Genomic DNA, 21,790 nt, shown 5'->3' on the forward strand with positions numbered 1-21,790 from the left:
AATCGACCGTATGCCGAGCACCGCCCTCACCCCCGGGACGCGCCCCGCGGACACCGTGGAGGCCGTCCTGGCACGGATCGCCGACCGGGGCGACGACGGGGTGTGGATCACGGTCGCCGACCGGCACGCTCTGCTCGCCCGGGCCACCGAGCTGGAGGCCGTGGCACCGGGGGAGCGGGGCCCGCTGCACGGCGTACCCGTGGCGGTGAAGGACAACATCGACGTCGCGGGCCTGCCGACCACCGCCGCCTGCCCGGCCTTCGCCCGCCGTGCCGACACCGACGCGGGCGCGGTCCGGCGGCTCCGCGAGGCCGGCGCGATCATCGTCGGGAAGACCAACCTCGACCAGTTCGCCACCGGGCTCAACGGCGGCCGCTCGCCCTACGGCGCCCCCGAGAGCGTGTTCGGCGGGGACCTGATCTCCGGGGGGTCGAGCTCGGGCAGCGCCGTGGCGGTCGCCGCCGGCGTCGTCCCGCTCGCGCTCGGCACCGACACCGCGGGCTCGGGCCGGGTCCCGGCCGCCCTCAACGGGATCCTCGGACTCAAGCCGACGCGCGGCATCGTCGGGACCTCCGGGGTGGTGCCCGCCTGCCGGTCGCTCGACTGCGTCAGCGTCTTCGCCCGCGAGCTCGACGATGCCGCCCGGGCCCTCGACGTCCTCGTCGGGCCCGACCCGGCGGACCCCTGGTCGCGCCGTCACCGCCCGGCAGCGCCCGTGGCCCGGCCGGTGCTGGCCGTGCCCGGCGACCTCGACGTCGCCGACGCGTTCGCCGGCGACCACGCGACGGCCGCGGCGTTCGCGACGGCGGTGCTCCGCGCGGGAGCGACGGCCGGGGCGGTCGTCGAGACCCCGACCGGACCGCTGCGCGAGGCGGGCGACCTGCTCTACGGCGGGCCGTGGGCGGCCGAGCGGCTCGCCGCCCTGGCGGAGTTCGCCGACGCGCACCCCGACGAGGTACTCCCCGTGATCCGCACCGTCATCGCCCGGGGCGCGGAGTTCAGCGCCGTCGACACGTTCCGCGCCCGCCACCGGCTGCAGGAGCTGCGGGCGTGGACGGCCCGGCTCTTCGAGCGCGCCGACCTGCTCCTGCTCCCGACCGTGCCCACGACCTTCACCCGCGCCGACCTCGCGGCCGAGCCCGTGGCCCGCAACCTCGTGCTCGGCCGGTGGACCCAGGCCACCAACCTGCTCGACCTCGCGGCACTCGCCCTGCCGGCCGGGACGACCCCCGACGGTCGCCCCGTCGGGGTGACGCTCCTCGGCCCCGCCCACGCGGACCGCGCCCTGCTCGCCGCCGCCCGCACGCTGCTGCCCGCCCTGAACCCGCCGATCCAGGAGGCCCCGTGACGACCGACTCCCTTCCCACGACGGGAACCGCGCCCCCGGTCCCCCGACCGGCCGTGATCGGCCCGGTCGACGCGGCGCCGTACGCCTGGCCCTTCGACGGGTCCGTGCCCACCGGCCGCGTGGCCCTGATCTGCATCGACTGGCAGATCGACTTCTGCGGGCCCGGCGGTTACGTCGACCGCATGGGCTACGACATCGCCCTCACCCGCGCGGGGCTCGGACCCACCGCACGGATGCTCGCGCTCGCCCGGGAGACCGGGATGCTCGTCGTCCACACCCGGGAGGGGCACGCGCCCGACCTGTCCGACCTGCCCGCGAACAAGCGGTGGCGCTCGGCGCAGATCGGCGCGGAGATCGGCAGCGCCGGCCCGACGGGCCGCATCCTGGTCCGGGGCGAGCCGGGCTGGGAGATCGTGCCCGAGGTCGCGCCGTGGCCGGGCGAGGTCCTGATCGACAAGCCGGGCAAGGGCGCGTTCTACGCGACCCAGCTCGACCTGGTGCTCCGCACCCACGGCATCACGCACCTGATCCTCACCGGCATCACGACCGACGTGTGCGTGCACACGACGATGCGGGAGGCCAACGACCGCGGCCTGGAGTGCCTGATCCTCTCCGACGCCACCGGGGCGACCGACCCGGCCAACCACACCGCGGCGCTGCACATGGTGACCATGCAGGGCGGGGTGTTCGGGGCGGTCGCGACGTCGGACGCCGTGCTCGCGGGGGTGCGGTCGTGAAGGTCACCGCGGACCCGGGCGACTTCGAGTTCGACGTCGCGACGACGGCGCTCGTCATCATCGACATGCAGCGCGACTTCTGCGAACCGGGCGGTTTCGGCGAGACCCTCGGCAACGACGTGTCGCTGCTGCGCGGCGTCATCCCGCCGCTGCAACGGGTCCTCGCGACCGCCCGCGCGCTCGGGATGACGGTCGTGCACACCCGCGAGGGGCACGTCCCGGACCTCTCGGACTGCCCGCCCGCGAAGCTGCACCGCGGGTCCCCGTCGTTGCGGATCGGCGACCCCGGGCCGAAGGGCCGCATCCTCGTCCGGGGCGAGTACGGCCACGACATCGTCGACGAGCTCACCCCCGCGCCGGGCGAGCTGGTCATCGACAAGCCCGGGAAGGGCTCCTTCCACGGCACGGCGCTGCGGGAGGAGCTCGAGGCGCGGGGGATCACCCGGCTCGTGGTCACCGGCGTGACCACCGAGGTGTGCGTGCACACCACCGTCCGCGAGGCCAACGACCGCGGCTACGAGTGCCTCGTCCTGTCCGACTGCGTCGGCTCCTACTTCCCCGAGTTCCAGCGGGTCGGCCTCGCCATGATCGCCGCCCAGGGCGGCATCTTCGGCTGGGTCGCGCCCTCGGAGGCCCTGCTCGCCGTGCTGCCCGCCCCCGCCCTCGAAGGGACCCCGTCATGAGCACGTCGACCAGCTCGTCCAGCAGCGAGCGGACCCGCCTGCCCTGGTGGGTGGCCGGGGACACCAACGCCTTCTTCGGACTCGGGTTCAACACCCTGGTCAACGTGCTCGTGCTCTCGTCGCTCTGCGTCGGCGTCGTGAAGATCCCGGGCGCCGAGGTGTTCGGGGTGATCCTCCCGGCGCTGGGCGTGCAGCTGCTGCTGGGCAACGTGTACTACACCTGGCTCGCGCGGCGCCTCGCCCGTCGCGAGGGCCGCGACGACGTCTGCGCGATGCCCTACGGCCCCTCGGTGCCGCACATGTTCATCGTCGTCTTCGTGATCATGCTGCCGATCGCGCTGACCACCGGGAACCCGCTCGTGGCGTGGGCCGCCGGGCTCGCGTGGTGCTTCATCATCGGGCTGATCGTGCTGCTCGGCGCCTTCGTCGGGCCGTACATCCGCCGCTACACCCCGCAGGCGGCGATGCTCGGCACCCTCGCGGGCGTCTCCATCGCGTTCATCTCGATGCGGCCCGCCGCGCAGATGTTCACGGCGCTGTGGATCGCGCTGCCGGTCATGGTGATCATCCTGATCGGGTTCTTCACCGACCTGCGCCTGCCGGGGAACATCCCGGTGGGGCTCGCGGCCCTGCTGGTCGGTACCGCGATCGGCTGGATCGGCGGGTACATGTCGGTGCCCGAGGTGGTCACCGCCGCGCAGGACGTCTCCGTCTCGTTGCCGTCGATCGACCTCGGCCGACTCGGAGCGGGTCTCGTCGACGTCGCCCCGCTGCTCGCGACCGCGATCCCGCTCGGCATCTACAACTTCACCGAGGGCATGACGAACGTGGAGTCCGCCGCGGTCGCCGGCGACGAGTACAACCTGCGCTCGGTACTGCTCGCCGACGGCGCCGGGGCCGTCGTCGGGTCGGCCCTCGGCTGCCCGTTCCCGCCGGCGGTCTACATCGGCCACCCCGGATGGAAGTCGGCGGGCGGGCGCACCACCTACTCGCTCGCGTCCGGCGTCGTGATCGCCCTGCTGTGCTTCCTCGGGATGTTCTCGCTGCTGGGGGCCCTGCTGCCGCTCCCGGCGATCGTGCCGATCCTGCTGTACATCGGGCTGCTCATCGGCGCCCAGGCCTTCCGCGAGACGCCGTCGCGACACGCCGTCGCCGTGGTCTTCGCGATCATCCCCAACATCGCGTCCTGGGCCACCGGCCTCATGGACAACGCCCTCGACGCGGCCGGCACCACGGCCGAGCGGGTGGGGGAGGGTGCCCTGTCGAACGCCGGCCTCGTCTATCACGGCACGGCCCTGCTCGGCGGTGGCGCGATCCTCGCCGGGCTCGTGCTCGGGTCGATCACCGCGTTCATCATCGACAAGCAGTTCTTCGCGGCGGCGGCCTACGCCCTCGCGGGCGCGGTGCTCGGCTTCGTCGGGCTCATCCACGCCGAGTCGGTGGGCTGGGGCGTCGGCGGGCAGATCGCCCTGGGCTACCTGTTCGCCGGGATCATCCTGCTCGGCTTCGGGTTCGTGCACCGCCGGGCCCACGACGGCGGCTCGGGCGCTGCTCCGGAGGCCACCGGATCCGCAGCGTCCATCAAGTCCACCGGGGAGGCCGAAACCGCCGAGCCCGCCGAGCCGATCGAGCCCGCGGTGTCCCGCGAGCGGGCGCCCGCGGAGCCCGCGTGACCGTGCCGCCGGGAACGAGACCGACGAGGCCGACCGCGTCGTCCGGGGCGGCCCTGGACGACGAGGTCGTCGCCGCCGAGGTGGCCGCGGTGTTCGCCCGGTACGAGCGCGCGCTGCGCGAGGCCGACGTCGCGACGCTGACCGAGTTGTTCTGGGACGACGCGCGTTGCGTGCGCTACGGGGTCGCCGACCGCCAGCAGGGCGCCGCGGAGATCGCGGCGTGGCGGGCGGAGCACCCCGGGGTGCCGCCGGGCCGCCGGCTCTCCGGGACCGTCGTGCTGCCGATCGGCCCAGACGCCGCCGTCGTCAGCACCCTGTTCACGTACCCGGGGTCCGGGGCCGAGGGACGCCAGACGCAGACCTGGGCGCGGACCCGGGCGGGGTGGCGGATCGTCGCCGCGCACGTCTCGGAGATCCCCGGGCACTGACCGGGACGGCACCGTCGCGGCGGTTAGGCTCCGACCATGGCTCCGCTCGCCGACCAGGTCACCGCCCGCCTCGACCGTGCCCGCCGGCTCGCCGCGGACGCCGGCGTCGACGCGCTGGTCGTCACCCCGGGTCCGGACCTGCAGTACCTCGCCGGGGTCGTCAAGCACTCCCACGAGCGCCTGTCGGCGCTCGTGCTGCCGACCCGGGACGAGGCCGCGTTCGTCGTGCCGCGCCTGGAGCGGCCGGGACTGGACGGCAGCGGGGTCGACCAGGCCGGGATCCGGGTCCTCGACTGGGTCGACGGCGAGGACCCGCACGGCCTGGTCGCGGCCTGCCTCGACGGCGTCAAGCGGGTCGCGGTCGCCTCCGACATGCCGGCGCTGCACGTCCTCGGCCTGCGTGACGCCCTGCCGCTGGCCACCCAGGAGCTCGCCACGCCGGTGCTGCGCGAGCTCCGGATGCGCAAGGACCCCGCGGAGGTCGAGTACCTGCGCCGGGCCGGCGCCGCGATCGACGCCGTGCACGAGCAGGTCCCCGGCCTGCTGCGGGCCGGGCGCACCGAGGCCGAGGTCGGCGCGGACATCACCGCGGCGATCGTCGAGGCCGGGCACGCCGAGGCCGCCTTCGTGATCGTCGGCTCCGGCCCGAACGGCGCGAGCCCGCACCACGAGGTCTCCAACCGGGTCATCGAGACCGGCGACGTGGTGGTCGTCGACATCGGCGGCCCGTTGCCCGAGGGCTACAACTCCGACTGCACCCGCACCTACGTCGTCGGCGGCGCCACCGACGAGATCGTGGCGGCCTACGCGGTGCTGCAGCGCGCCCAGGCCGCCGCCGTCGCGGCCGCGCGCCCGGGGGTGAGCGCCGAGAGCGTCGACGAGGCCGCCCGCGCGATCATCCGCGACGCCGGGTTCGGCGAGAACTTCGTGCACCGCACGGGCCACGGGATCGGGCTCGAGGTGCACGAGGAGCCCTACATCGTGGCGGGCAACGGGCTGACCCTCGAGCCCGGCATGGCGTTCTCGATCGAGCCGGGCATCTACTTCGACGGTCGCTGGGGCGCCCGGATCGAGGACATCGTCGTGGTCACCGAGGAGGGCTGCGAGGCGGTCAACACGCGGCCGCACGAGCTCCTGTCGTGCTGAGGTCCGGTTCCGAGCGAAGGGCTCCTTCGCGCGATCTACCCGAACGGAGGGGCCCTTCGCTCAGCGGTAGGGCCGCCACGCTCCTCCGCGCGGCCGCGGCCGTCGTCGCCGGGCTGGCCCTCTACGCGTCGTTCCCGCCGGTGGGCTGGTGGTGGGCGGCGCCGATGGGGATCGCGCTGCTCGTCGCCGCGGTCGCGGACCGGTCGTGGAAGGGCGCGCTCGGCTGGGGCGCCCTCGGCGCGGTCGCGTACCAGTACCCGCTGCTGTCGTGGACCGGGACCTACGTCGGCCCGGTCTGGCTGTTCGCGCTGCTCGTCGTGGTGCTGGCCGCCGCGATCCCGCTCGCGTTCGTCCCGCTCGTCGCCCGCCTGCCCGGCGCCCCGGTGTGGATCGCGGGTCTGTGGGTGGCGGGGGAGGCCCTGATCGAACGGGAGCCGTTCGGGGGCTTCCCCTGGTCCAAGCTCGCGTTCGGGCAGGCGGGCGGCGCCTACGCGAAGCTCGCCTCGCTGGGCGGCGCGCCACTCGTGAGCTTCGCGGTGGTCCTCTCCGGCGCCGGGCTCTGGGCGCTCCTGCGCTCCCTCCGTTCCCGACGGCGGGTCCTGCCGCTCTCCGGAGCGGTCCTCGCGGTCCTCGTCGGCCCCGTCGTCGGGCTCGCCGTCCCGGCCCATCCGGCCACCGCGCCGGGGGACCGGACCATCACCGTGGCCGCGGTGCAGGGCAACGTCCCCCGCGCGGGGCTGGACTTCGCGAGCCAACGGCGGGCCGTGCTGGACAACCACGTGCGGGAGACGCAGCTGCTCGCCGCGCGGGTCGCGGCCGGGCAGAGCCCCCGTCCGGACCTCGTGATCTGGCCGGAGAACTCCTCGGACATCGACCCGTTCCGCAACCCCGACGCGGGCGCCGAGATCCAGGCGGTCACCGACGAGATCGGTGCGCCGGTGGTGGTCGGAGCGGTGCTCCAGGGGACACGGGACACCGACGGCACGATCGTGCAGGGCCCGCGCAACGCCGCGGTGGTGTGGACCCCGCGGATCGGTCCCACCGACCAGTACGTGAAGCGGCACCTGCTGCCGTTCGGGGAGTACATCCCGATCCGCGGCCTCGCGTCGGTGTTCTCGTCCGACGTGGCCCGGGTGACGGACTTCGAGCCCGGCACCGGCGCCCCCGTGCTCGACGCCGGGCCCGCCCGGCTCGGCGTCGCGACCTGCTACGAGGTGGTGTTCGACGACGACGTCCGCGACGCGGTCACCGCCGGCGCCGACCTGCTCACGGTCCCGACCAACAACGCCACGTTCGGCTACACGAACATGACCTACCAGCAGCAGGGGATGAGCCGGCTGCGCGCGGTGGAGCACGACCGCGCCGTGGTGATCGCGGCGACCAGCGGGCAGAGCGCGATCATCGCGCCGGACGGCACCGTGCTCGACCGGACCGGTGAACTCTTCACTCCGGGCGTGTTGGTCGACGCGGTTCCGCTGCGCACCACGACTACCCTGGCCACCCGGCTGGGGGCGGGCCCCGAGTGGGTGCTGGCCGGGCTCGGGGTGGCGGCGGTCGTCGTCGGGGGTGTCCTCCGTGGGCGGCGACGGGAGGCTGGAGCAGCATGAGCGCGTCGCGGTCGCAGGAGATCCCGGTGCAGACGGCGGGACCGGCACCCGACGGCAGTGGGGTGCTCGTCGTGGTGCCGACCTACGACGAGCGGGAGAACCTGCCCGGCCTCGTCGAACGGGTGCTGGACACCGTGCCGGCGGTGCGGCTCCTCGTCGTCGACGACGGGAGCCCCGACGGCACCGGCGAGCTCGCCGACGGACTCGCGTCGCGCGACCCCCGGGTGGCGGTGCTCCACCACCGCCCCAAGCGGGGCCTCGGCGCCGCCTACGTCGACGCGTTCGCCCACGTCATGGCGACGCATGCAGCCGAGGACGTCGGCTGGATCGTCCAGATGGACGCCGACGGTTCGCATGCCCCCGAGGACCTCCCCGCGCTGCTGGCCGCGGCGCGGACCGAGGGCGCCGACCTCGTGCTGGGCTCGCGCTACGTGCCGGGCGGGCGGGTGGTGAACTGGCCCTGGTACCGCAACGCGCTCTCCCGCTCGGCGAACGTGTACTCGCGGCGGGCCCTGCGGCTCCCGGTCCGCGACGTGACCGGCGGCTTCCGGCTGTTCCGGCGCACGGTGCTGGAGGAGGTGACGGCCAGCCCGGTGTCCTCGCAGGGCTACTGCTTCCAGGTCGACCTGGCGTTCCGCGTCCAGCGGGCGGGCCACACCGTGCGCGAGGTGCCGATCGTGTTCACCGAGCGCTGCGCGGGCGCCTCGAAGATGAGCGGGGCCGTCGTCCGCGAGGCGCTCTGGCGGATCACGGCGTGGGCCGTGCGGGACCGCCTCGCCCGGGGGGCCCGGAGATGACACGGCCCCGCCACCGGACGGTGGCGGGGCCAGGTGTCGTACCGGGCGCGATCAGGCTCCGCGACGCTCCTTGAGGAGGTCGAGACGCTCCTCCAGCAGCTCCTGGAGCTCGGGCTCCGAGCGACGCTCGAGCAGCATGTCCCAGTGGGTGCGGGGCGGCTTGACCTTCTTCTGCTCGGGCTCCGTGCCGTCGATCCGCTTGCCCTCCTCGCCGTGGAGGCGGCATTCCCAGGTGACGGGGGCCTCGGCGTCGTCGGAGAACGGGACCTCGAAGTCGTGTCCCTTGGGGCAGCGGTAGGCGAAGGCGCGGCGCGGGGCGAGGTCGTGGTCGCGGTCGGTCTCGTAGCTGACGGCTCCGAGGCGGCTGCCACGGAGGACGCGGTCGGCCATGAGTGCTGTCCTTTCCTCGACTGCGTGCGTTCGCCCTCCACGGGGGCGACCCAGGTCCCAACGCGGTGCCCGCCGTGTTCGTTCCCACGACACCCGTCGGACACGTGGTCGTGACCCGTCTCACGCCGGCCCGTGCGACGGTTCGCGACCCCTGGCACACATCGATGTGTTCATCTCGGTGTTACCCGTCGCCCGGGGACGTCACACCGCACGGGCCGCGACCGGGTCGCGCGCGGCCCGTCGGTCGGTCAGCTCCCGGGCCACTCGCCCCGGACCGCGAGGACCTCGCGGAGCAGGTCGGGCCGGTCGGTCATCAGGCCGTCCACGCCGAGGTCGAGCAGGCGGTGCATCTCCGACGGCCGGTCGATCGTCCAGACGTGCACCTCGACGCCGAGGGCGTGCGCCGCCGCCAGCATCGTCGGGTCGATCACCGACAGGGCTCCGAAGTGGGTGGGCAGCTGGGCGAGGTCGCCCCCGACCGGCACCCGCCGGGCGAGCGGGCCCGGCAGGACGGAGCGGGCCCGCAGGGAGAGGGCCGCCCGGGCGGAGACCCCGGTGACCACCCGGTCGCCGAAGCGTTGCCGGACCGCCCGCAGCCGGCCCTCGTCGGTGCTCGCCACGGCGACCCGCTCCGCGACGTCGTCGCGCTCGAGCAGGGCGAGCATCGGGCGCAGGGAGCCGGGCGACTTGATGTCGACGTTGAACCGCAGGCCCGGCTCGGCCTCGAGCACCTCCTCCAGGCGGGGGAGGCGCTCCCGGCCCCGCACCCGCACGTCGGCGAGGTCGGGCCAGTCCAGGGCGCGCAGCACCCCGGGGTGCCCGGCCACGCGCCGCAGGGTCGCGTCGTGGTGGACCACGAGGACGCCGTCGCGGGTGGCGTGCACGTCGGTCTCGACGTAGGCGTAACCCTCCTCGCGGGCGCGGGTGAACGCGGCCAGGGTGTTCTCGAGGCCCGCGAGCTCCCCGACGTGCCACCCGCGGTGGGCGAAGGCCCGCGGTCGGGCGGCGGCGAGGTACGGGTGGGAACGGACCAGCGGCAGCACGGCCGCAGTCTGCCCGACCCGGGCGGCCGACGGGTGTCGGCCCGAGGGCCCGGACGTGTCGCCCGGGCGCGCGCGTGAGCCCGGTTGCCGATCACGATCGTGACACGGCGTGATCACGACGTCGGCACGAAGATCAGTGGTCACCCCCTCGCCACCTTGGGGGGATACGTACACATGGAGTAGTGTCCCCGGAGTCATCGATGGTGGCCAGGATTCGGACTCGGGGGACGAATGACGGGCTCGCGGCATCGCCGCTCGGAGGGTTCGGGGGAGCCCGCCGGTCTTCCCTCCTGGGCACAGCGCCACCTCGACGAGGCAGGAGCCCCCGACGGGCCCGCCGCTGCGACCACGCACCGTCGCCGGCCGGCCGCCCGGTCGGCCCGTTCGGTCGGGCCTGCACGGTCCGCCTCCGACAGCCCGCTGCGCGGGTGGGGCCTGGCGATCCTGTCGGTCGCCGCCGCGGTCACGGCCGTGCCCGTGGCGATCGCCGCGGTGGCCAACGACCGCTCGGGCGACCCGCTGCCCACCGTCGACACCTTCACCGCCGGCGCCCCTGGCCCGCTGCAGGGCGGGCAGTCCGGCGCCGGCGGCCAGGGCAGGCAGTCCGCCGACCGACGTGGCACCACCGAGGTCGGCGACCCGGCCACGGGCGGCATCCTCGGCGTGCCGGGCGCCCCTGCGGCAGCGCCCGTCGTCGTGCCGGTGCCGCAGCCCGCGGCCGTGGTACGGCCGACGCCGCCGCCGACCCCTGCGACGATCACCCCGCGTGCCGCGACCCCCACGACCACGGCCGCGGTCACGACGCCCGCGAAGCCGACGAGCACCACGACGGACGAGGGCAAGAGCGCCACGAAGCCGACCGGCGCGACGAAGCCGACCTCGGGGTCGAAGCCGTCGACGTCGGACGACGACGGCGGCGGCAGCCAGAAGAAGGACGGGCCGGTGACCGGGCTCGTGAAGGGCGCCGGGAACACCGTGAACGGACTCGGCAAGGCCGTCGGCGGCCTCCTCTAGCCCTCCGGCAGCTCCACCCCGTCGGCGAGCGCACCCGCGTACAGGTCGCCGTGCGCGGCGATGCGGTCGAGCACCGCGGCGGGGGAGAACACGAGTGCGTCGGCGTCGTCGCACGCCTCGACCTCGTCCCAGGTCAACGGCGTGGAGACCGTCGGCGCGCCGTGCGCCGCCCGTGCCCGCAGCGAGTACGGCGCCACCGTCGTCTTGGCCGTGTTGTTCTGGGACCAGTCGATGAACACCCGCCCGCCCCGGCGGTCCTTGGCCATCACCGCCGTCACGTCGTCCGGCGTCTCCCGGGCCAGCTCCTGGGCGATCGCCCGCGCGTACTCCGAGGTGCGCCCGGGATCGGTCACGACGACGGGGGCGGTCATCTGCATGCCCTTGGAGCCGCTGGTCTTCACCACCGGCGCGAGCCCGTCGTCGTGCAGACGGTCCCGGACCCGGCGCGCGACGCGGGCGCACTCGAGCAGCCCGGTGCCGGGCCCCGGGTCGAGGTCGAAGACGAGCTCGTCGGGAGGCTGCGGGACGTCGGTACCGGTGCCGTCGTCCACCCGCCACTGCGGCACGTGCAGCTCCAGCACCGCGAGGTTGGCCAGGTAGACCAGCGTGGCGAGCTCCTCCACGACGACGAAGCGGGCCGAGTCGGCTCCCCGCGAGGAGCCCGGCGTCGGGACGACGACCGTCCGCAGCCACTCGGGGGCGTTGCGGCCCGCGTTCTTCTCGTAGAAGGACTCGCCGTCGATGCCGTCGGGGAAGCGACGCAGCGTCAGCGGCCGACCGGCGAGGTGGGGGAGCAGGGTGTCGGCGACGCGCGCGTAGTAGTCGATCACCGCGTTCTTCGGGGTCCCGGGGTAGAGCTCCTTGTCGAGGTTCGACAGCTTCAGCGCGCGGCCCCCGACCGACACGCGCGGTGACTGCACGTCCCGGGGCGGCCGGGCCGTCGCCTCGGCCTTCCGGGTCACCAGCCAGTCCTTCGCATCGTCCGTGCGCTTCGGGCGGAAGAACACGAACCGGCCGTCGGTCCGCTCGCCACGCAGGGCGACCGCGACCTCGTCGTCGGTCCACTTCTCGGTCTCGTAGGAGCCGGAGTCCCAGATCGTCATCGACCCGCCCCCGTACTCGCCCGCCGGGATCTCGCCGTGGAAGTCGAGGTACTCGAGCGGGTGGTCCTCGGTGTGGACGGCGAGGCGGGGCGCACCGGGGCCGTCCGGCAACCCCTTCGGCACCGCCCAGCACACGAGCACGCCGCCGCGCTCGAGGCGGACGTCGTAGTGGAGCCGCCGCGCGTGGTGCTCCTGGATCACGAACCGGCCGCCCGCGTCGGTGTCGGCGCCTCCGACCTCACCGAACGGCTCCGGGGTCCGGCCCGGGTCCCGTTTGTCCCGATAGGTCCGGAGTTCGCCCATGCTCCCCACCTCTCGTGTCGGCTCACCGTGAAGGATCCCACCCCGAACACGGGTGCCGGTGGTGCGTACCAGGCATAGTCTCCGGGCCGTGAGCCGGGCGAACACGACGACAGGGTTCCCGACGGCACACGAGCAGGCGGTCACCGCCGCCCGGGAGCGGCTCGCGGCGCTGCCCGCGGACGCGCCGGTGCGGCTGCACAAGAAGACCTCGAACCTCTTCCGGTTCCGGGACGGCGCGGGCGGCCTCGAGGTCGACGGGCTGGACCGCGTCCTGCACGTCGACCCGGCGGCCCGCACTGCCGACGTCGGGGGCATGACCACCTACGAGGACCTCGTCGCGGCGACGCTGCCGCACGGCCTCATGCCCCTGGTCGTCCCGCAGCTCAGGACGATCACCCTGGGCGGCGCGGTGGTGGGGCTCGGCATCGAGTCGACGTCGTTCCGCGACGGCCTGCCCCACGAGTCCGTGCTCGCCGCCGACGTCCTCACCGGCGCCGGCGAGATCGTGCACGCGACGCCCGACAACGAGCACGCCGACCTCCACGCCGGGCTCGCCAACTCCTACGGGACGCTCGGCTACGCGGTGGCGCTGACGATCGAGCTCGCCCCGGTACGGCCGTTCGTGGCGCTGCGCCACCTGCGCTTCGCCGACGCCGCCTCGATGGCCGACGCCACGGCCCGCATCACCGCGGAGCGCCGCCACGACGGCGAGCCGGTCGACCTCGTCGACGGCACCGTCTTCTCCGCCGGGGAGCAGTACCTGACCCTCGGCCGGTTCGTCGACGAGGCCCCGTACCTGTCGGACTACACCGGTCAGGGCATCTACTACCGCTCGATCCAGCAGCGCAGCACCGACTTCCTGTCCGTCCACGACTACCTGTGGCGTTGGGACACCGACTGGTTCTGGTGCTCCCGGGCGCTGGGCGTGCAGCACCCGCTGGTGCGCCGCGTGTGGCCGTCGCGCTACCGCCGCAGCGACGTCTACCGACGCCTCGTGGCCCTCGACCGCCGGTACGGGCTCTCCGAGCGGATCCAGATGCGGGCCACCGGGGCGAGCGGGGTCGAGCCGATCATCCAGGACGTCGAGGTGCCGGTGGAGCACCTCGCGGAGTTCCTCGACTTCTTCCACCGTGAGATCGGCATCAGTCCGGTGTGGGTCTGCCCGCTGCAGCTGCGCGGCGACCGCACCTGGCCCCTCTACCCCCTCGAGCCGCACCGGACCTACGTCAACGTCGGTTTCTGGTCTGATGCCCTGCTGCGGCCGGGGATGGCGCGCGATCACCACAACCGGCTGATCGAGCGGAAGTTGATGGAGCTCGACGGGCACAAGTCGCTGTACTCGACGGCGAGCTACACCCGCGAGGAGTTCGACGCGCTCTACGGCGGCGCGGCCTACCGGGCGCTCAAGGCCCGCTACGACCCCGCCGGACGCCTGCCGGACCTCTACACCAAGTGCGTGACGAATTCGTAGGAGGAGTGATGAGCGCACCAGCCGTGGCCGATCTGTTCCGCCCGGTGCTCGGGGCCGACGCCCCGATCACCGTCCGCGCGTACGACGGCAGCGTCTCGCGCCCCGACGGGGGTGATGCGGTCGCCACCGTCGACGTCCGCAGCGAGACCGCGCTGGCCTACCTGGCCGGATCCCCGAACTCCCTGGGCCTCGCCCGGGCGTTCGTGTCCGGCCATCTCGACGTCGACGGTGACCTCTACACCGCCCTGACCGCGATGAGCGAGCTGACGATCTCCGACGTCTCGCCGCGCACGCTCGCCGAGATGGCGCTGCGTCTCGCGCCGATCCGGCTGCGCCACCGCCATCTCGCGCCGCCGCCCCAGGAGCACCGCCAGCACGGCTGGATGCACTCGAAGTCGCGCGACGCCGAGGCCATCGCCCACCACTACGACGTCTCGAACCGCTTCTACGAGATGGTCCTCGGCCCGTCGATGGCCTACACCTGCGCGGCGTACCCGAGCGAGACCGCCACGCTCGAGGAGGCGCAGTTCGCCAAGCACGCGCTGGTCGCCGACAAGCTCGCCCTGCAGCCGGGGATGCGCCTGCTCGACGTCGGGTGCGGCTGGGGCCAGATGTCGATGCACGCCGCCGAGCACCACGGCGTGCGGGCGCTCGGCGTGACCCTCTCGCGCGACCAGGCGCTGTGGGCGCAGAAGGAGGTCGCGCGCCGCGGCCTGTCCGACCTCGTGGAGATCCGCCACGGCGACTACCGCGACGTCGCCGAGACCGAGTTCGACGCCGTGGCGTCCATCGGTCTCACCGAGCACATCGGCCGCGCGCAGCTCAAGGGGTACTTCAGCTTCCTGTACTCGAAGCTGCGGACGGGGGGCCGACTGCTCAACCACTGCATCACCCGGCCGGACGCCCACCACCGGGCCCACGCCGACCCGTTCATCGACCGCTACGTCTTCCCCGACGGCGAGCTCCTGCCGGTCGGCTACCTCGTCTCCCGGATGAACGGGGCCGGCTTCGAGATCCGCCACGAGGAGAACCTGCGCGAGCACTACTCGAAGACGCTCAAGGCCTGGACCGCCAACCTCGAGGCGAACTGGGACGAGTGCGTCGCCGAGGCGGGGGAGGGGAGCGCCCGGGTGTGGAAGCTCTACATGCCCGCGTGCGCCGTCGGCTTCGACCTCAACAACATCCAGCTCCACCAGGTGCTCGGCGTGAAGCTCGACGAGCAGGGCCGCTCCGGGTTCCCGCTGCGCGGGTGGCGCCCCGCCTCGTGAGCAGAAGGTGGCGGTAGCCGCCCTGAGTGCTCACCTGGGCGGCGCCCACCTCGCGGCGGCCGCGGCCATCCGGGCGTCCTCGGCGGCGAGGACGTCCTGGTGGCCGCGGCGGTCCGCCACCCCCGTCGGGCCGCCGCCCTCCGCGGCGAGCCCCTCGGTCGTCGCCCGCAGCACGTGGGCGTCGGCGGCGTCGAGCAACCGGTCGAGCAGCTCGTGACCGGTCCGCGGCGCCGCGTGCCAGTCGACCGTCGGTTCCCCCGGGGCGGACGCCACCGCCGGCGCCTCGGCACGACGACGCGGACCGCGGGTCCCGCCGCGTCGACGCGGTGCCGCGTCGGGCCCGTCGTCGGGACGCGGGGGAGCATCCCCGCGCTCGACGATGAGCTGGCGCAGCCGGGTGAGCGCGCGGTGCTGGGCGACCCGCACCGCGCCCGCCGTCGAGCCGACCGCCTCCGCGGTCTCCTCGGCCGAGAGTCCCACGACGACGCGCAGCCGCAGCACCTCGCGCTGCTTCTCGGGCAGCTCGGCCAGCAGGGCCGCCATCTCGACCGAGTCCGAGAGGTTCACCGCGTGCTGTTCCGGGCCGTCGTGGACGTCCTGCTCCTCGGGGAGCTCGTCCACGGGGTCCGAGCGGTCGCGACCCGCCGACCGGTGCGCGTCGACGACCTTGTGCTGGGCGATGCCGTAGACGAAGGCCAGGAAGGGTCGCCCCTGGTCCTGGTAGGTCGGCAGCGCCCGCAGGACCGCGAGGCAGACCTCCTGGGCGACGTCGTCGGGCGAGGCGTTGACCCGGTCGTACCCGCCGAGGCGGCTCCGGCAGTAGCGGACGACGAGGGGCCGCAGGATGCGCAGGAGCGTGTTCATCGCGCCGCGCTCGCCGGCGAGGGCCGAGGCGACGAGCCGGTCGAGCTCGCGCGGGTCGTTCACCGGGTCGGTCACGGCACCGGCTCCCCGCCCGCGGCCGCGGTGACGGCGTCCCACTGCGCCATCGCCGCGCGGAGGCGCGCGTCGAACTCCGCCGCCGGGAGCCCCAGCTCCGGGCCGGCCTCGGTGGCCGGGACGTCGAGCCACCGCAGGACGGCGAGGTCGCGGGCGAGCGGGTCCAGGTGCGCGAGGGCGCGCAGCGGGCGGGCCGCGTGGACGGCGAGGAGCCGCCACGGATCCGGGTGGCGCCACGCGGGGTCGAGCGAGCGGGCGGCCAGGACCGCCCGGGCCGGCGGCGGCAGCGCCGGGCGCGGACGGTGCGGGGCGGGCGTCGCCTGGGCGCCGACGCTGCGGGCGGTGCGGACGAGCAGGAGGGTCAGCTCCAGGGAACGCACGTCGTCCGGGGCACTGCAGAGCTGGGGCCAGCGGTCGTACAGGGCGGCCCGGGTCATCAGGAAGACGTCGTGGGCACCGGCACCGTAGGCGTGGCCGAGGATCGCGGCGCGGGGCTGGAGCATCGCGTCGTGGCGCAGGAGGAACGGGGCGAGCTCGCCCGCCTCGCGCCCACGCGTGACCGGCCCGGGCGTCACGTCGTCCTCCGGCGCCCGTGCTGCGCCGCTCGCTGGTCCTGCTGATCCACTCGTTCGCCCACCCGTGCCCCGAATCCCCCTCGATGATCGGACCGGCGTACCGACCCTCGCGACCCCCCGCCGCGTCGATCACCCCACGTCGTGAGGCAGGCCCCGATCAGTGACTCCGGGCCGGCCTCGGCTACACGCCATCGTGTGATGTCACCGTGACCGACGGACAGCGAGCGAGGGAAGCACGCGTCGACCGACGGCGCATCGCATCGCCTCAGTGGCAGCCACCACGACCCGCCGGGGCCGCCGCGGCACTGTCACCGGTCGCCCAGCGGCGACGAACGGCACCACTGGTGCGCCTTCATCCGCCGGTTTGCAGCCGAAAAGAGCTGTACAAGGGCCCGTTCGGTGCATGGATCACTGACCCGTTCGGGCCCGTGGCCCGGCGTGTCGGTGGTCTGCGCGGCGCATTCCTCGAGATCCGTCGTCGTCCTGCGCCGCCAGGGAGGCAGCAGGCATGATCCACCGGGGTGGATCGGCCGGGGGAGAGGGGCGCGACGGTGGGCACGCAGCCGGGACGGCCGCGACCGACGCCGGTCGTCGTCCTGCTCGTCCTCGGCGCGCTGCTGACGGTCGCGGCCGTGGTCCTCGGGGTGCTCGACGTCCGGGTCGGTGCCCGGGAGGAGGACCGGGCGGCCGCGGTCGCCGCCGCCCGTGCCCACCTGCTCGATCTCGGGGCCGCCTCCGCCGACCCCGAGGCCCGGAGCCGGGCGGTCGCGGGCGCGACCGGCGCCTGGCACGACCGGCTCGCGGCGGCCGCCGCCACGGGCTCGACCTCCACCTTGGTCCGGACGATCGGGCTGGAGGAGTTCGACGGCGACGCGGCCCGGGCCCTCGCGGTGGGCCTCGTCGGCGGCGACGGCGGCCCGCGCCCGTTCCGCGCGACCGTGGCGCTGTCCCGGATCGACGACCGCTGGCTCGTCGCGGACGTGGGAGAGCTGCCGTGACCCGGAGTCGGCTCCTCGTCGCGACGCTCGGGGTGGTCGCCCTGGTCCTGGCCGTCGTCGTCGGGCTGCTCGCCCGGGGTGTGGTCGCGGCCGCACGCACCGAGGACGCCACCCGGGAGGCGACCCGGGCCGCGGGCGAGCTCACCCCCGTGCTGCTGGGCTACGACTGGCGGACCCTCGACGACGACGTCGCCCGCATCGACTCCGCCACCACCGGCCCGTTCGCCGAGCAGAACCGGGCGATCGTGGCGAGCCTGGTGGTGCCCGCCGCGATCGGCACCCGGGCGAGTTCCTCGGCCGCCGTCGCGCGGGTCGCCGTGGTGTCCGCGGCGCCGGACCGCGTCGAGACCCTCGTCCTCTACGCCCAGACGACGGCCCGGGGCGGAGAACCGGGGGAGACGGTCGCCCGCAGTGCCCGCGTCGTGCTCGAACCCGGCCCCGACGAGCGCTGGCTCGTCGCCGGGTTCGACGCGTCCTGAGCCCGTCAGGCGTCGAGGAACCCCGTGACGGCGGCCGCGACCGCCCCGGGGCGCTCGACGGGGAGGAAGTGACCGGCGTCGGGCACCTCGACGGTCGCGCACAGCGACGACGCGAGCCGGCTCAGCTCCGGCCGCACGCACCCGTCGTCGGCACCGAAGAGGTACAGCAGCGGGTGTCGCGGCATCCCGAACACCGCCCGCTCCTCGCGTCGGTACCGCGGGGAGCGGTGCCAGGGCTGCAGCCACGCCCGGTAGTAGCGCAGCGCGGCGGTGCGCCGGGCGGGCGTGTCGAGGGCGGCCAGGACCCGCTCGACGTCCGCGGTCGCGTCGTAGCCCGGCGACCAGTCGGCCCACAGCTGCGGGACGAGCCGGTCCAGGACGGCCTCGGAGAGCCACGGCAGCTGCTGGAAGCCCATGTACCAGCTCGCGCGGAGCTGCTTCCCGACGAGGCCCGGGTCGCGCACCGCCGCCCCCGTCGGCAGCGGTGGCACGGCCATCGTGACGACGCGGTCCCACAGGTCGGGGGCGAACACGGCCGCCCCGTAGGCGGTGACGGCGCCCCAGTCGTGCCCGACCAGCAGCGCCGGGCGGTCGTCACCCAGGGCGCGGCGCAGGGCGACGGCGTCCGCGACGAGGGCCCCGCTCTGGTAGCAGCCGTCGGGGGCGAGCCCGGTCGGGCCGTAGCCGCGCAGGAACGGGGCGACGACGCGGTACCCCCGGTCGGCCAGGACCGGGGCGAGATGGCACCAGGACCACGCCGTGTCGGGGTAACCGTGCAGCAGCAGCGCCGGCCGCCCGTCGTCGGGACCCGCCGTCAGGTAGGCCACCTCGAGCTCGCCGAGCCGGATCCGCCGCATCTCCACGCGGAGATCGTGGACCGCCGCGTGCGGTCCGTGCAGGCGGTCCGGTCGTGAAGGTGCTCTCAGCCGGCCGGTGACCAGTGGTTCCCGGGCCACCCGCCTGCTCGATGCTGACCGACGGCCTGCGCGCGCGCTGACGACTCCGCGGTCTCACTCGCGGCCGGAGGAGATCCAGTCGTCGGTGGCGAAGGAGAAGTTCCGGCCGCCCTGCACGAGGTCGGCGGCCGCGTCGAGCCGGGACTTCTGCTCGGCCGAGAGCGTGAGCGACACCGCGCCCGCGTTCTCGACGACGCGCTGCGCGGAGCGGGTGCCGGGGATGGGCACCGTCGGGACCCCGAACGCCGCACCCTGGGCGTAGACCCACGCGAGGGCGACCTGCGCGGCGGTGGCGTCGAGCTCGCCCGCCACCTCCCGGATGACGTCGACGACCTTCTGGTTGGCGTCGAGGTGCTCGGAGAACCGCGGCGACTTGCTGAGCAGCGTGCTCGCGACCCGGTCCGCCGTCATGGTGCCGGTCAGGAAGCCGCGCCCGAGCGGGCTGTAGGGCACGAACCCGACACCGAGCTCCACCGCCTTCGGCACGACGTTCGCCTCGACGTCGCGCGACCAGATGCTCCACTCGCTCTGCACCGCGGCGATCGGGTGCACGGCGACGGCCTCGGCGAGCTCCGTCGCGGTCACCTCGGACAGCCCGAGGTGCCGGACCTTGCCCTCGGTCACCAGCTCGGCCATCGCCGCGACGGTCTCGGTGATCGGCAGGTCGAGCTGGCGGCGGTGCATGTAGTACAGGTCGATCGTGTCGGTCCCGAGCCGACGCAGCGAGTTCTCGCAGGCCTGCCGGACGTAGTCGCGGTCGCCCCGGGTCGGCGTCGCGCCCTTCCCGACCTGCCCGGTGATCCCGAACTTGGTGGCGAGCTGCACCTCGCCGCGCCGGTCGGCCAGCACGCGGGCGACGAGCTCCTCGTTGGTGCCCGACGGGCCCGTCGTGCCCTCACGCGGGGTGCCGTAGACGTCGGCGGTGTCGAGGAACGTGACGCCGGCGTCGAGCGCGGCGTGCAGGGTGCGGACCCCCTCGTCCGGGTCGGTGGCGCCGTAGACGTCGGAGAGCGCCATGCCGCCGAAGCCGAGCGCGCTGACCCGCAGTCCGTCGCCGAGGGTGGTGATCGGGAGGCTCATGGCGCCCACGCTAGGAGTTCGAGCGCACTCGAACGCAAGTCAGGGAGCGACCCGGCGCAGCAGCGCGGTGAGCTGCGCGCGCTCGTCCCTGCTCAGGGCGCCGAACACGTCCGCCTGCGCCTCGTGCACGACGATCGCGAGCTCGGCGAAGGTCGCGGTGCCCGCGGGGGAGAGGGCGACGAGCACACGGCGGGCGTGCTCCGGGTCCTGACGACGGGTCACGAGGGCCTTGCCCTCCAGCGCCCGGACCGTCGCGGTCACGTCGCTGCGGTCGAGCGAGGCGGCCCGGCCGAGGTCGGCCTGGGTGCGGTGCTCGACGCCGGCCAGCACGGCGAGCACCCGGTACTCGAAGGGACTCGACCCGGCGTCCGCGAGCCGGCGGGCCAGCAGCGTCTGGGCGTGCGCGGCGACGCGGGTGAGGGTCGTGGTCTCCAGGTCGGACCAGGCGGTGGGCACGGAGCCTCCTCGTCGGTGTTGGTTACGCCAACACTAGAGGTCGACGTTGGTGGCACCAACAACAGGGGACCAGGTCCGGCCTGGCACCCGCGGCGCGAGGGTCACGTCGGGCAGGCGCGGCGGCCCCGAAGGATGCCTGACGTGCACCTCGCGGACGTCGACCGGACCGCCGGCGTGGCACGCGCGGCGCGAGACTCACACGGAGCAGGTCCGGGCGCCTCGGGATCGGCCTGACGTGCACCTCGCGACGGACCGGACCGGACCGGCACCGACCCGACGTCGGGAACGCTCCGCGCACCTCAAGAGCGATCCGATAATCGACATTATGTCAGATCGGACCGACGAGGAGGCAGGTCGGCCCACCCCTGCCCCTCAGAGCTCCGCGCGTCGCGAGGCGATGGTGGACGCGATGTCGCGGATCTTGACGTTCAGGTCCTGCGAGGCGCGGCGGAGGATGTCGAACGCCTCGTCGGCACCGACACCCCGTCGCTCCATGAGGATGCCCTTGGCCTGGCCGATGACGTCGCGGGACTGCAGCGCCTCGGTGAGCTGCACGCTGCGCAGGCGCTCGGCCTCCACCCGCTGCGCCGCCTGCAGGGCCACCGCGGCGTGCGCGGCCAGGAGCAGCAGCACGTCCTCGTCGACGTCGTCGAGGTGCTCGGCGGACCGGAAGTAGTGGTTCAGCGCGCCCAGCCTCGGCGGCTCGCCATCGGGGAACATGCCGGTCGCGATCACGGCGGTCATCCCGAGCTGCGCGACGCGCGGCCCGAAGCGCGGGTAGCGCGGATCGTGGGCGAGGTCGCGGCTGGAGGTGCTGCCCGAGCTCGAGGAGGCGACGACCTCGACGCAGGGCCCCTCCCCGGTCTCGTACTGGATGTGGTCGGCGCGCGTCGCGAGCTCGTCGGTCTCGACCGGGGTGTGGTAGCTGCCGTCGGGCTCGCGCAGGGTCACCGACACCATCGCGGCCTCCGGGGTGAGCTCGTGCGCGCGCCGGACGATCTGCTCGAGCACGCCCACGACGCCCCGCTCGGCGGGCACCGCGAACAGGTCGCGCGCGAGGTCGAGGAACTGGTCGCCGAGCGGGCCCGGCTCCTTGACGAGCGTCTGTCCGGCGGGGCCCGGTCCCCCGGCGCCGTCCGACTCCTCGACGAACCGACGCCTGGCCGCCTGCCACTCCCGCTCCGTCGCCATGTCTCACACCTTCCCGGGTGTCGGGGTGCCGCGCACGTACAGGTTGCTCACCGGGTCCCGACGACGGGTGTTAGCCGCGCGGGGCGGTCGGGTAGACCTCCCGCG

Annotated in this window: 21 protein-coding genes and 1 pseudogene; 13 read left to right on the forward strand and 9 right to left on the reverse strand. The window is 74.5% G+C overall.

What is annotated here, in order from left to right; all coding sequences use genetic code 11:
• Nucleotides 1-10: 10 nt before the first annotated feature.
• From atzF to QSK00_RS10430, 8 genes are read left to right on the forward strand one after another with little or no spacing between them, the layout of a single operon-like run.
• Complete coding sequence (gene atzF / locus QSK00_RS10395; protein WP_285590243.1) at nt 11-1,348, forward strand: allophanate hydrolase; 1,338 nt, start codon at nt 11-13, stop codon at nt 1,346-1,348.
• On the forward strand, nt 1,345-2,085 hold the full coding sequence (gene biuH, locus QSK00_RS10400; RefSeq protein WP_285590245.1) for a biuret amidohydrolase: 741 nt from the start codon (nt 1,345-1,347) through the stop codon (nt 2,083-2,085). The genes atzF and biuH overlap by 4 nt, the downstream gene beginning before the upstream one ends.
• On the forward strand, nt 2,082-2,768 hold the full coding sequence (locus tag QSK00_RS10405) for a cysteine hydrolase family protein (protein WP_285590247.1): 687 nt from the start codon (nt 2,082-2,084) through the stop codon (nt 2,766-2,768). Before biuH ends, QSK00_RS10405 begins: the two co-directional genes overlap by 4 nt.
• Nucleotides 2,765-4,441 (forward strand): regulator, encoded by a 1,677-nt coding sequence (locus tag QSK00_RS10410; RefSeq protein WP_285590248.1) that lies wholly within the window; start codon nt 2,765-2,767, stop codon nt 4,439-4,441. Before QSK00_RS10405 ends, QSK00_RS10410 begins: the two co-directional genes overlap by 4 nt.
• Entirely contained in the window at nt 4,438-4,869 is a 432-nt protein-coding gene (locus QSK00_RS10415; protein ID WP_285590250.1) for an AtzH-like domain-containing protein, read from the forward strand. The genes QSK00_RS10410 and QSK00_RS10415 overlap by 4 nt, the downstream gene beginning before the upstream one ends.
• A gap of 36 nt (nt 4,870-4,905) precedes the next feature.
• Nucleotides 4,906-6,015: a M24 family metallopeptidase gene (locus QSK00_RS10420; RefSeq protein WP_285590252.1), complete on the forward strand. Its 1,110-nt coding sequence runs from the start codon at nt 4,906-4,908 to the stop codon at nt 6,013-6,015.
• Nucleotides 6,009-7,622, forward strand: coding sequence for an apolipoprotein N-acyltransferase (gene lnt / locus QSK00_RS10425; protein ID WP_285590254.1), 1,614 nt, complete (start codon nt 6,009-6,011; stop codon nt 7,620-7,622). Before QSK00_RS10420 ends, lnt begins: the two co-directional genes overlap by 7 nt.
• Nucleotides 7,619-8,419: a polyprenol monophosphomannose synthase gene (locus QSK00_RS10430; RefSeq protein ID WP_285590256.1), complete on the forward strand. Its 801-nt coding sequence runs from the start codon at nt 7,619-7,621 to the stop codon at nt 8,417-8,419. The genes lnt and QSK00_RS10430 overlap by 4 nt, the downstream gene beginning before the upstream one ends.
• A 51-nt stretch (nt 8,420-8,470) precedes the next feature.
• On the opposite strand, the gene QSK00_RS10435 is transcribed toward QSK00_RS10430, so the two are convergent.
• Both QSK00_RS10435 and QSK00_RS10440 read right to left on the reverse strand, forming a co-directional pair.
• Nucleotides 8,471-8,809: an RNA polymerase-binding protein RbpA gene (locus QSK00_RS10435; protein ID WP_018333474.1), complete on the reverse strand. Its 339-nt coding sequence runs from the start codon at nt 8,807-8,809 to the stop codon at nt 8,471-8,473.
• Nucleotides 8,810-9,057: 248 nt separating this feature from the next.
• On the reverse strand, nt 9,058-9,852 hold the full coding sequence (locus QSK00_RS10440) for a glycerophosphodiester phosphodiesterase family protein (protein ID WP_285590260.1): 795 nt from the start codon (nt 9,850-9,852) through the stop codon (nt 9,058-9,060).
• A gap of 471 nt (nt 9,853-10,323) precedes the next feature.
• On the opposite strand from QSK00_RS10440, the gene QSK00_RS10445 reads away from it, so the two are divergent.
• Nucleotides 10,324-10,866: a hypothetical protein gene (locus QSK00_RS10445; RefSeq protein ID WP_285590262.1), complete on the forward strand. Its 543-nt coding sequence runs from the start codon at nt 10,324-10,326 to the stop codon at nt 10,864-10,866.
• Here the strand turns inward: QSK00_RS10445 and ligD are convergent.
• Complete coding sequence (gene ligD / locus QSK00_RS10450) at nt 10,863-12,272, reverse strand: non-homologous end-joining DNA ligase (RefSeq protein WP_285590265.1); 1,410 nt, start codon at nt 12,270-12,272, stop codon at nt 10,863-10,865. The genes QSK00_RS10445 and ligD overlap by 4 nt on opposite strands.
• An 88-nt stretch (nt 12,273-12,360) precedes the next feature.
• Here ligD and QSK00_RS10455 point away from each other — a divergent pair, with 88 nt between their 5' ends.
• Both QSK00_RS10455 and QSK00_RS10460 read left to right on the forward strand, forming a co-directional pair.
• The gene (locus tag QSK00_RS10455; protein ID WP_285590266.1) at nt 12,361-13,743 is read left to right on the forward strand and encodes an FAD-binding oxidoreductase; all 1,383 of its coding nucleotides are present in this window, start codon (nt 12,361-12,363) and stop codon (nt 13,741-13,743) included.
• A gap of 8 nt (nt 13,744-13,751) precedes the next feature.
• The gene (locus QSK00_RS10460) at nt 13,752-15,011 is read left to right on the forward strand and encodes an SAM-dependent methyltransferase (protein ID WP_285590267.1); all 1,260 of its coding nucleotides are present in this window, start codon (nt 13,752-13,754) and stop codon (nt 15,009-15,011) included.
• Nucleotides 15,012-15,389: 378 nt separating this feature from the next.
• On the opposite strand, the pseudogene QSK00_RS10465 reads toward QSK00_RS10460, so the two are convergent.
• Nucleotides 15,390-15,950 (reverse strand): annotated as a pseudogene (locus QSK00_RS10465) (sigma-70 family RNA polymerase sigma factor); the annotation flags it as partial.
• Nucleotides 15,947-16,525: a hypothetical protein gene (locus QSK00_RS10470; protein WP_285590269.1), complete on the reverse strand. Its 579-nt coding sequence runs from the start codon at nt 16,523-16,525 to the stop codon at nt 15,947-15,949. The gene QSK00_RS10470 and the pseudogene QSK00_RS10465, both read right to left, overlap by 4 nt.
• Nucleotides 16,526-17,076: 551 nt before the next feature.
• Here QSK00_RS10470 and QSK00_RS10475 point away from each other — a divergent pair.
• Nucleotides 17,077-17,523, forward strand: coding sequence for a hypothetical protein (locus QSK00_RS10475; RefSeq protein WP_285590271.1), 447 nt, complete (start codon nt 17,077-17,079; stop codon nt 17,521-17,523).
• Nucleotides 17,520-18,002, forward strand: coding sequence for a hypothetical protein (locus tag QSK00_RS10480; protein WP_285590272.1), 483 nt, complete (start codon nt 17,520-17,522; stop codon nt 18,000-18,002). The genes QSK00_RS10475 and QSK00_RS10480 overlap by 4 nt, the downstream gene beginning before the upstream one ends.
• Before the next feature lie 5 nt (nt 18,003-18,007).
• Here the strand turns inward: QSK00_RS10480 and QSK00_RS10485 are convergent, their stop codons facing one another.
• The 4 genes from QSK00_RS10485 to QSK00_RS10500 all read right to left on the reverse strand — a co-directional run bounded on the left by QSK00_RS10485 (nt 18,008) and on the right by QSK00_RS10500 (nt 21,685).
• Nucleotides 18,008-18,859 (reverse strand): alpha/beta fold hydrolase, encoded by an 852-nt coding sequence (locus QSK00_RS10485; protein ID WP_285590631.1) that lies wholly within the window; start codon nt 18,857-18,859, stop codon nt 18,008-18,010.
• A gap of 153 nt (nt 18,860-19,012) precedes the next feature.
• Entirely contained in the window at nt 19,013-20,038 is a 1,026-nt protein-coding gene (locus tag QSK00_RS10490) for an aldo/keto reductase (protein WP_285590275.1), read from the reverse strand.
• Nucleotides 20,039-20,077: 39 nt separating this feature from the next.
• Nucleotides 20,078-20,494, reverse strand: coding sequence for a MarR family winged helix-turn-helix transcriptional regulator (locus tag QSK00_RS10495; RefSeq protein ID WP_285590277.1), 417 nt, complete (start codon nt 20,492-20,494; stop codon nt 20,078-20,080).
• Between the two features lie 372 nt (nt 20,495-20,866).
• Complete coding sequence (locus QSK00_RS10500; protein WP_285590279.1) at nt 20,867-21,685, reverse strand: ANTAR domain-containing protein; 819 nt, start codon at nt 21,683-21,685, stop codon at nt 20,867-20,869.
• Nucleotides 21,686-21,790: the final 105 nt, after the last annotated feature.

Source organism: Actinomycetospora sp. NBRC 106378, from assembly GCF_030269685.1.
In the GTDB taxonomy this organism is placed as follows: Bacteria; Actinomycetota; Actinomycetes; order Mycobacteriales; family Pseudonocardiaceae; genus Actinomycetospora.

Coding starts and splice junctions, on each gene's coding strand:
- atzF (WP_285590243.1), top strand. CDS start 11: ATGCCGAGCACCGCCCTCACCCCCGGGACGCGCCCCGCGGACACCGTG.
- QSK00_RS10410 (WP_285590248.1), top strand. CDS start 2,765: ATGAGCACGTCGACCAGCTCGTCCAGCAGCGAGCGGACCCGCCTGCCC.
- QSK00_RS10420 (WP_285590252.1), top strand. CDS start 4,906: ATGGCTCCGCTCGCCGACCAGGTCACCGCCCGCCTCGACCGTGCCCGC.
- QSK00_RS10430 (WP_285590256.1), top strand. CDS start 7,619: ATGAGCGCGTCGCGGTCGCAGGAGATCCCGGTGCAGACGGCGGGACCG.
- QSK00_RS10435 (WP_018333474.1), bottom strand. CDS start 8,809: ATGGCCGACCGCGTCCTCCGTGGCAGCCGCCTCGGAGCCGTCAGCTAC.
- ligD (WP_285590265.1), bottom strand. CDS start 12,272: ATGGGCGAACTCCGGACCTATCGGGACAAACGGGACCCGGGCCGGACC.
- QSK00_RS10460 (WP_285590267.1), top strand. CDS start 13,752: ATGAGCGCACCAGCCGTGGCCGATCTGTTCCGCCCGGTGCTCGGGGCC.
- QSK00_RS10485 (WP_285590631.1), bottom strand. CDS start 18,859: ATGCGGCGGATCCGGCTCGGCGAGCTCGAGGTGGCCTACCTGACGGCG.
- QSK00_RS10490 (WP_285590275.1), bottom strand. CDS start 20,038: ATGAGCCTCCCGATCACCACCCTCGGCGACGGACTGCGGGTCAGCGCG.
- QSK00_RS10500 (WP_285590279.1), bottom strand. CDS start 21,685: ATGGCGACGGAGCGGGAGTGGCAGGCGGCCAGGCGTCGGTTCGTCGAG.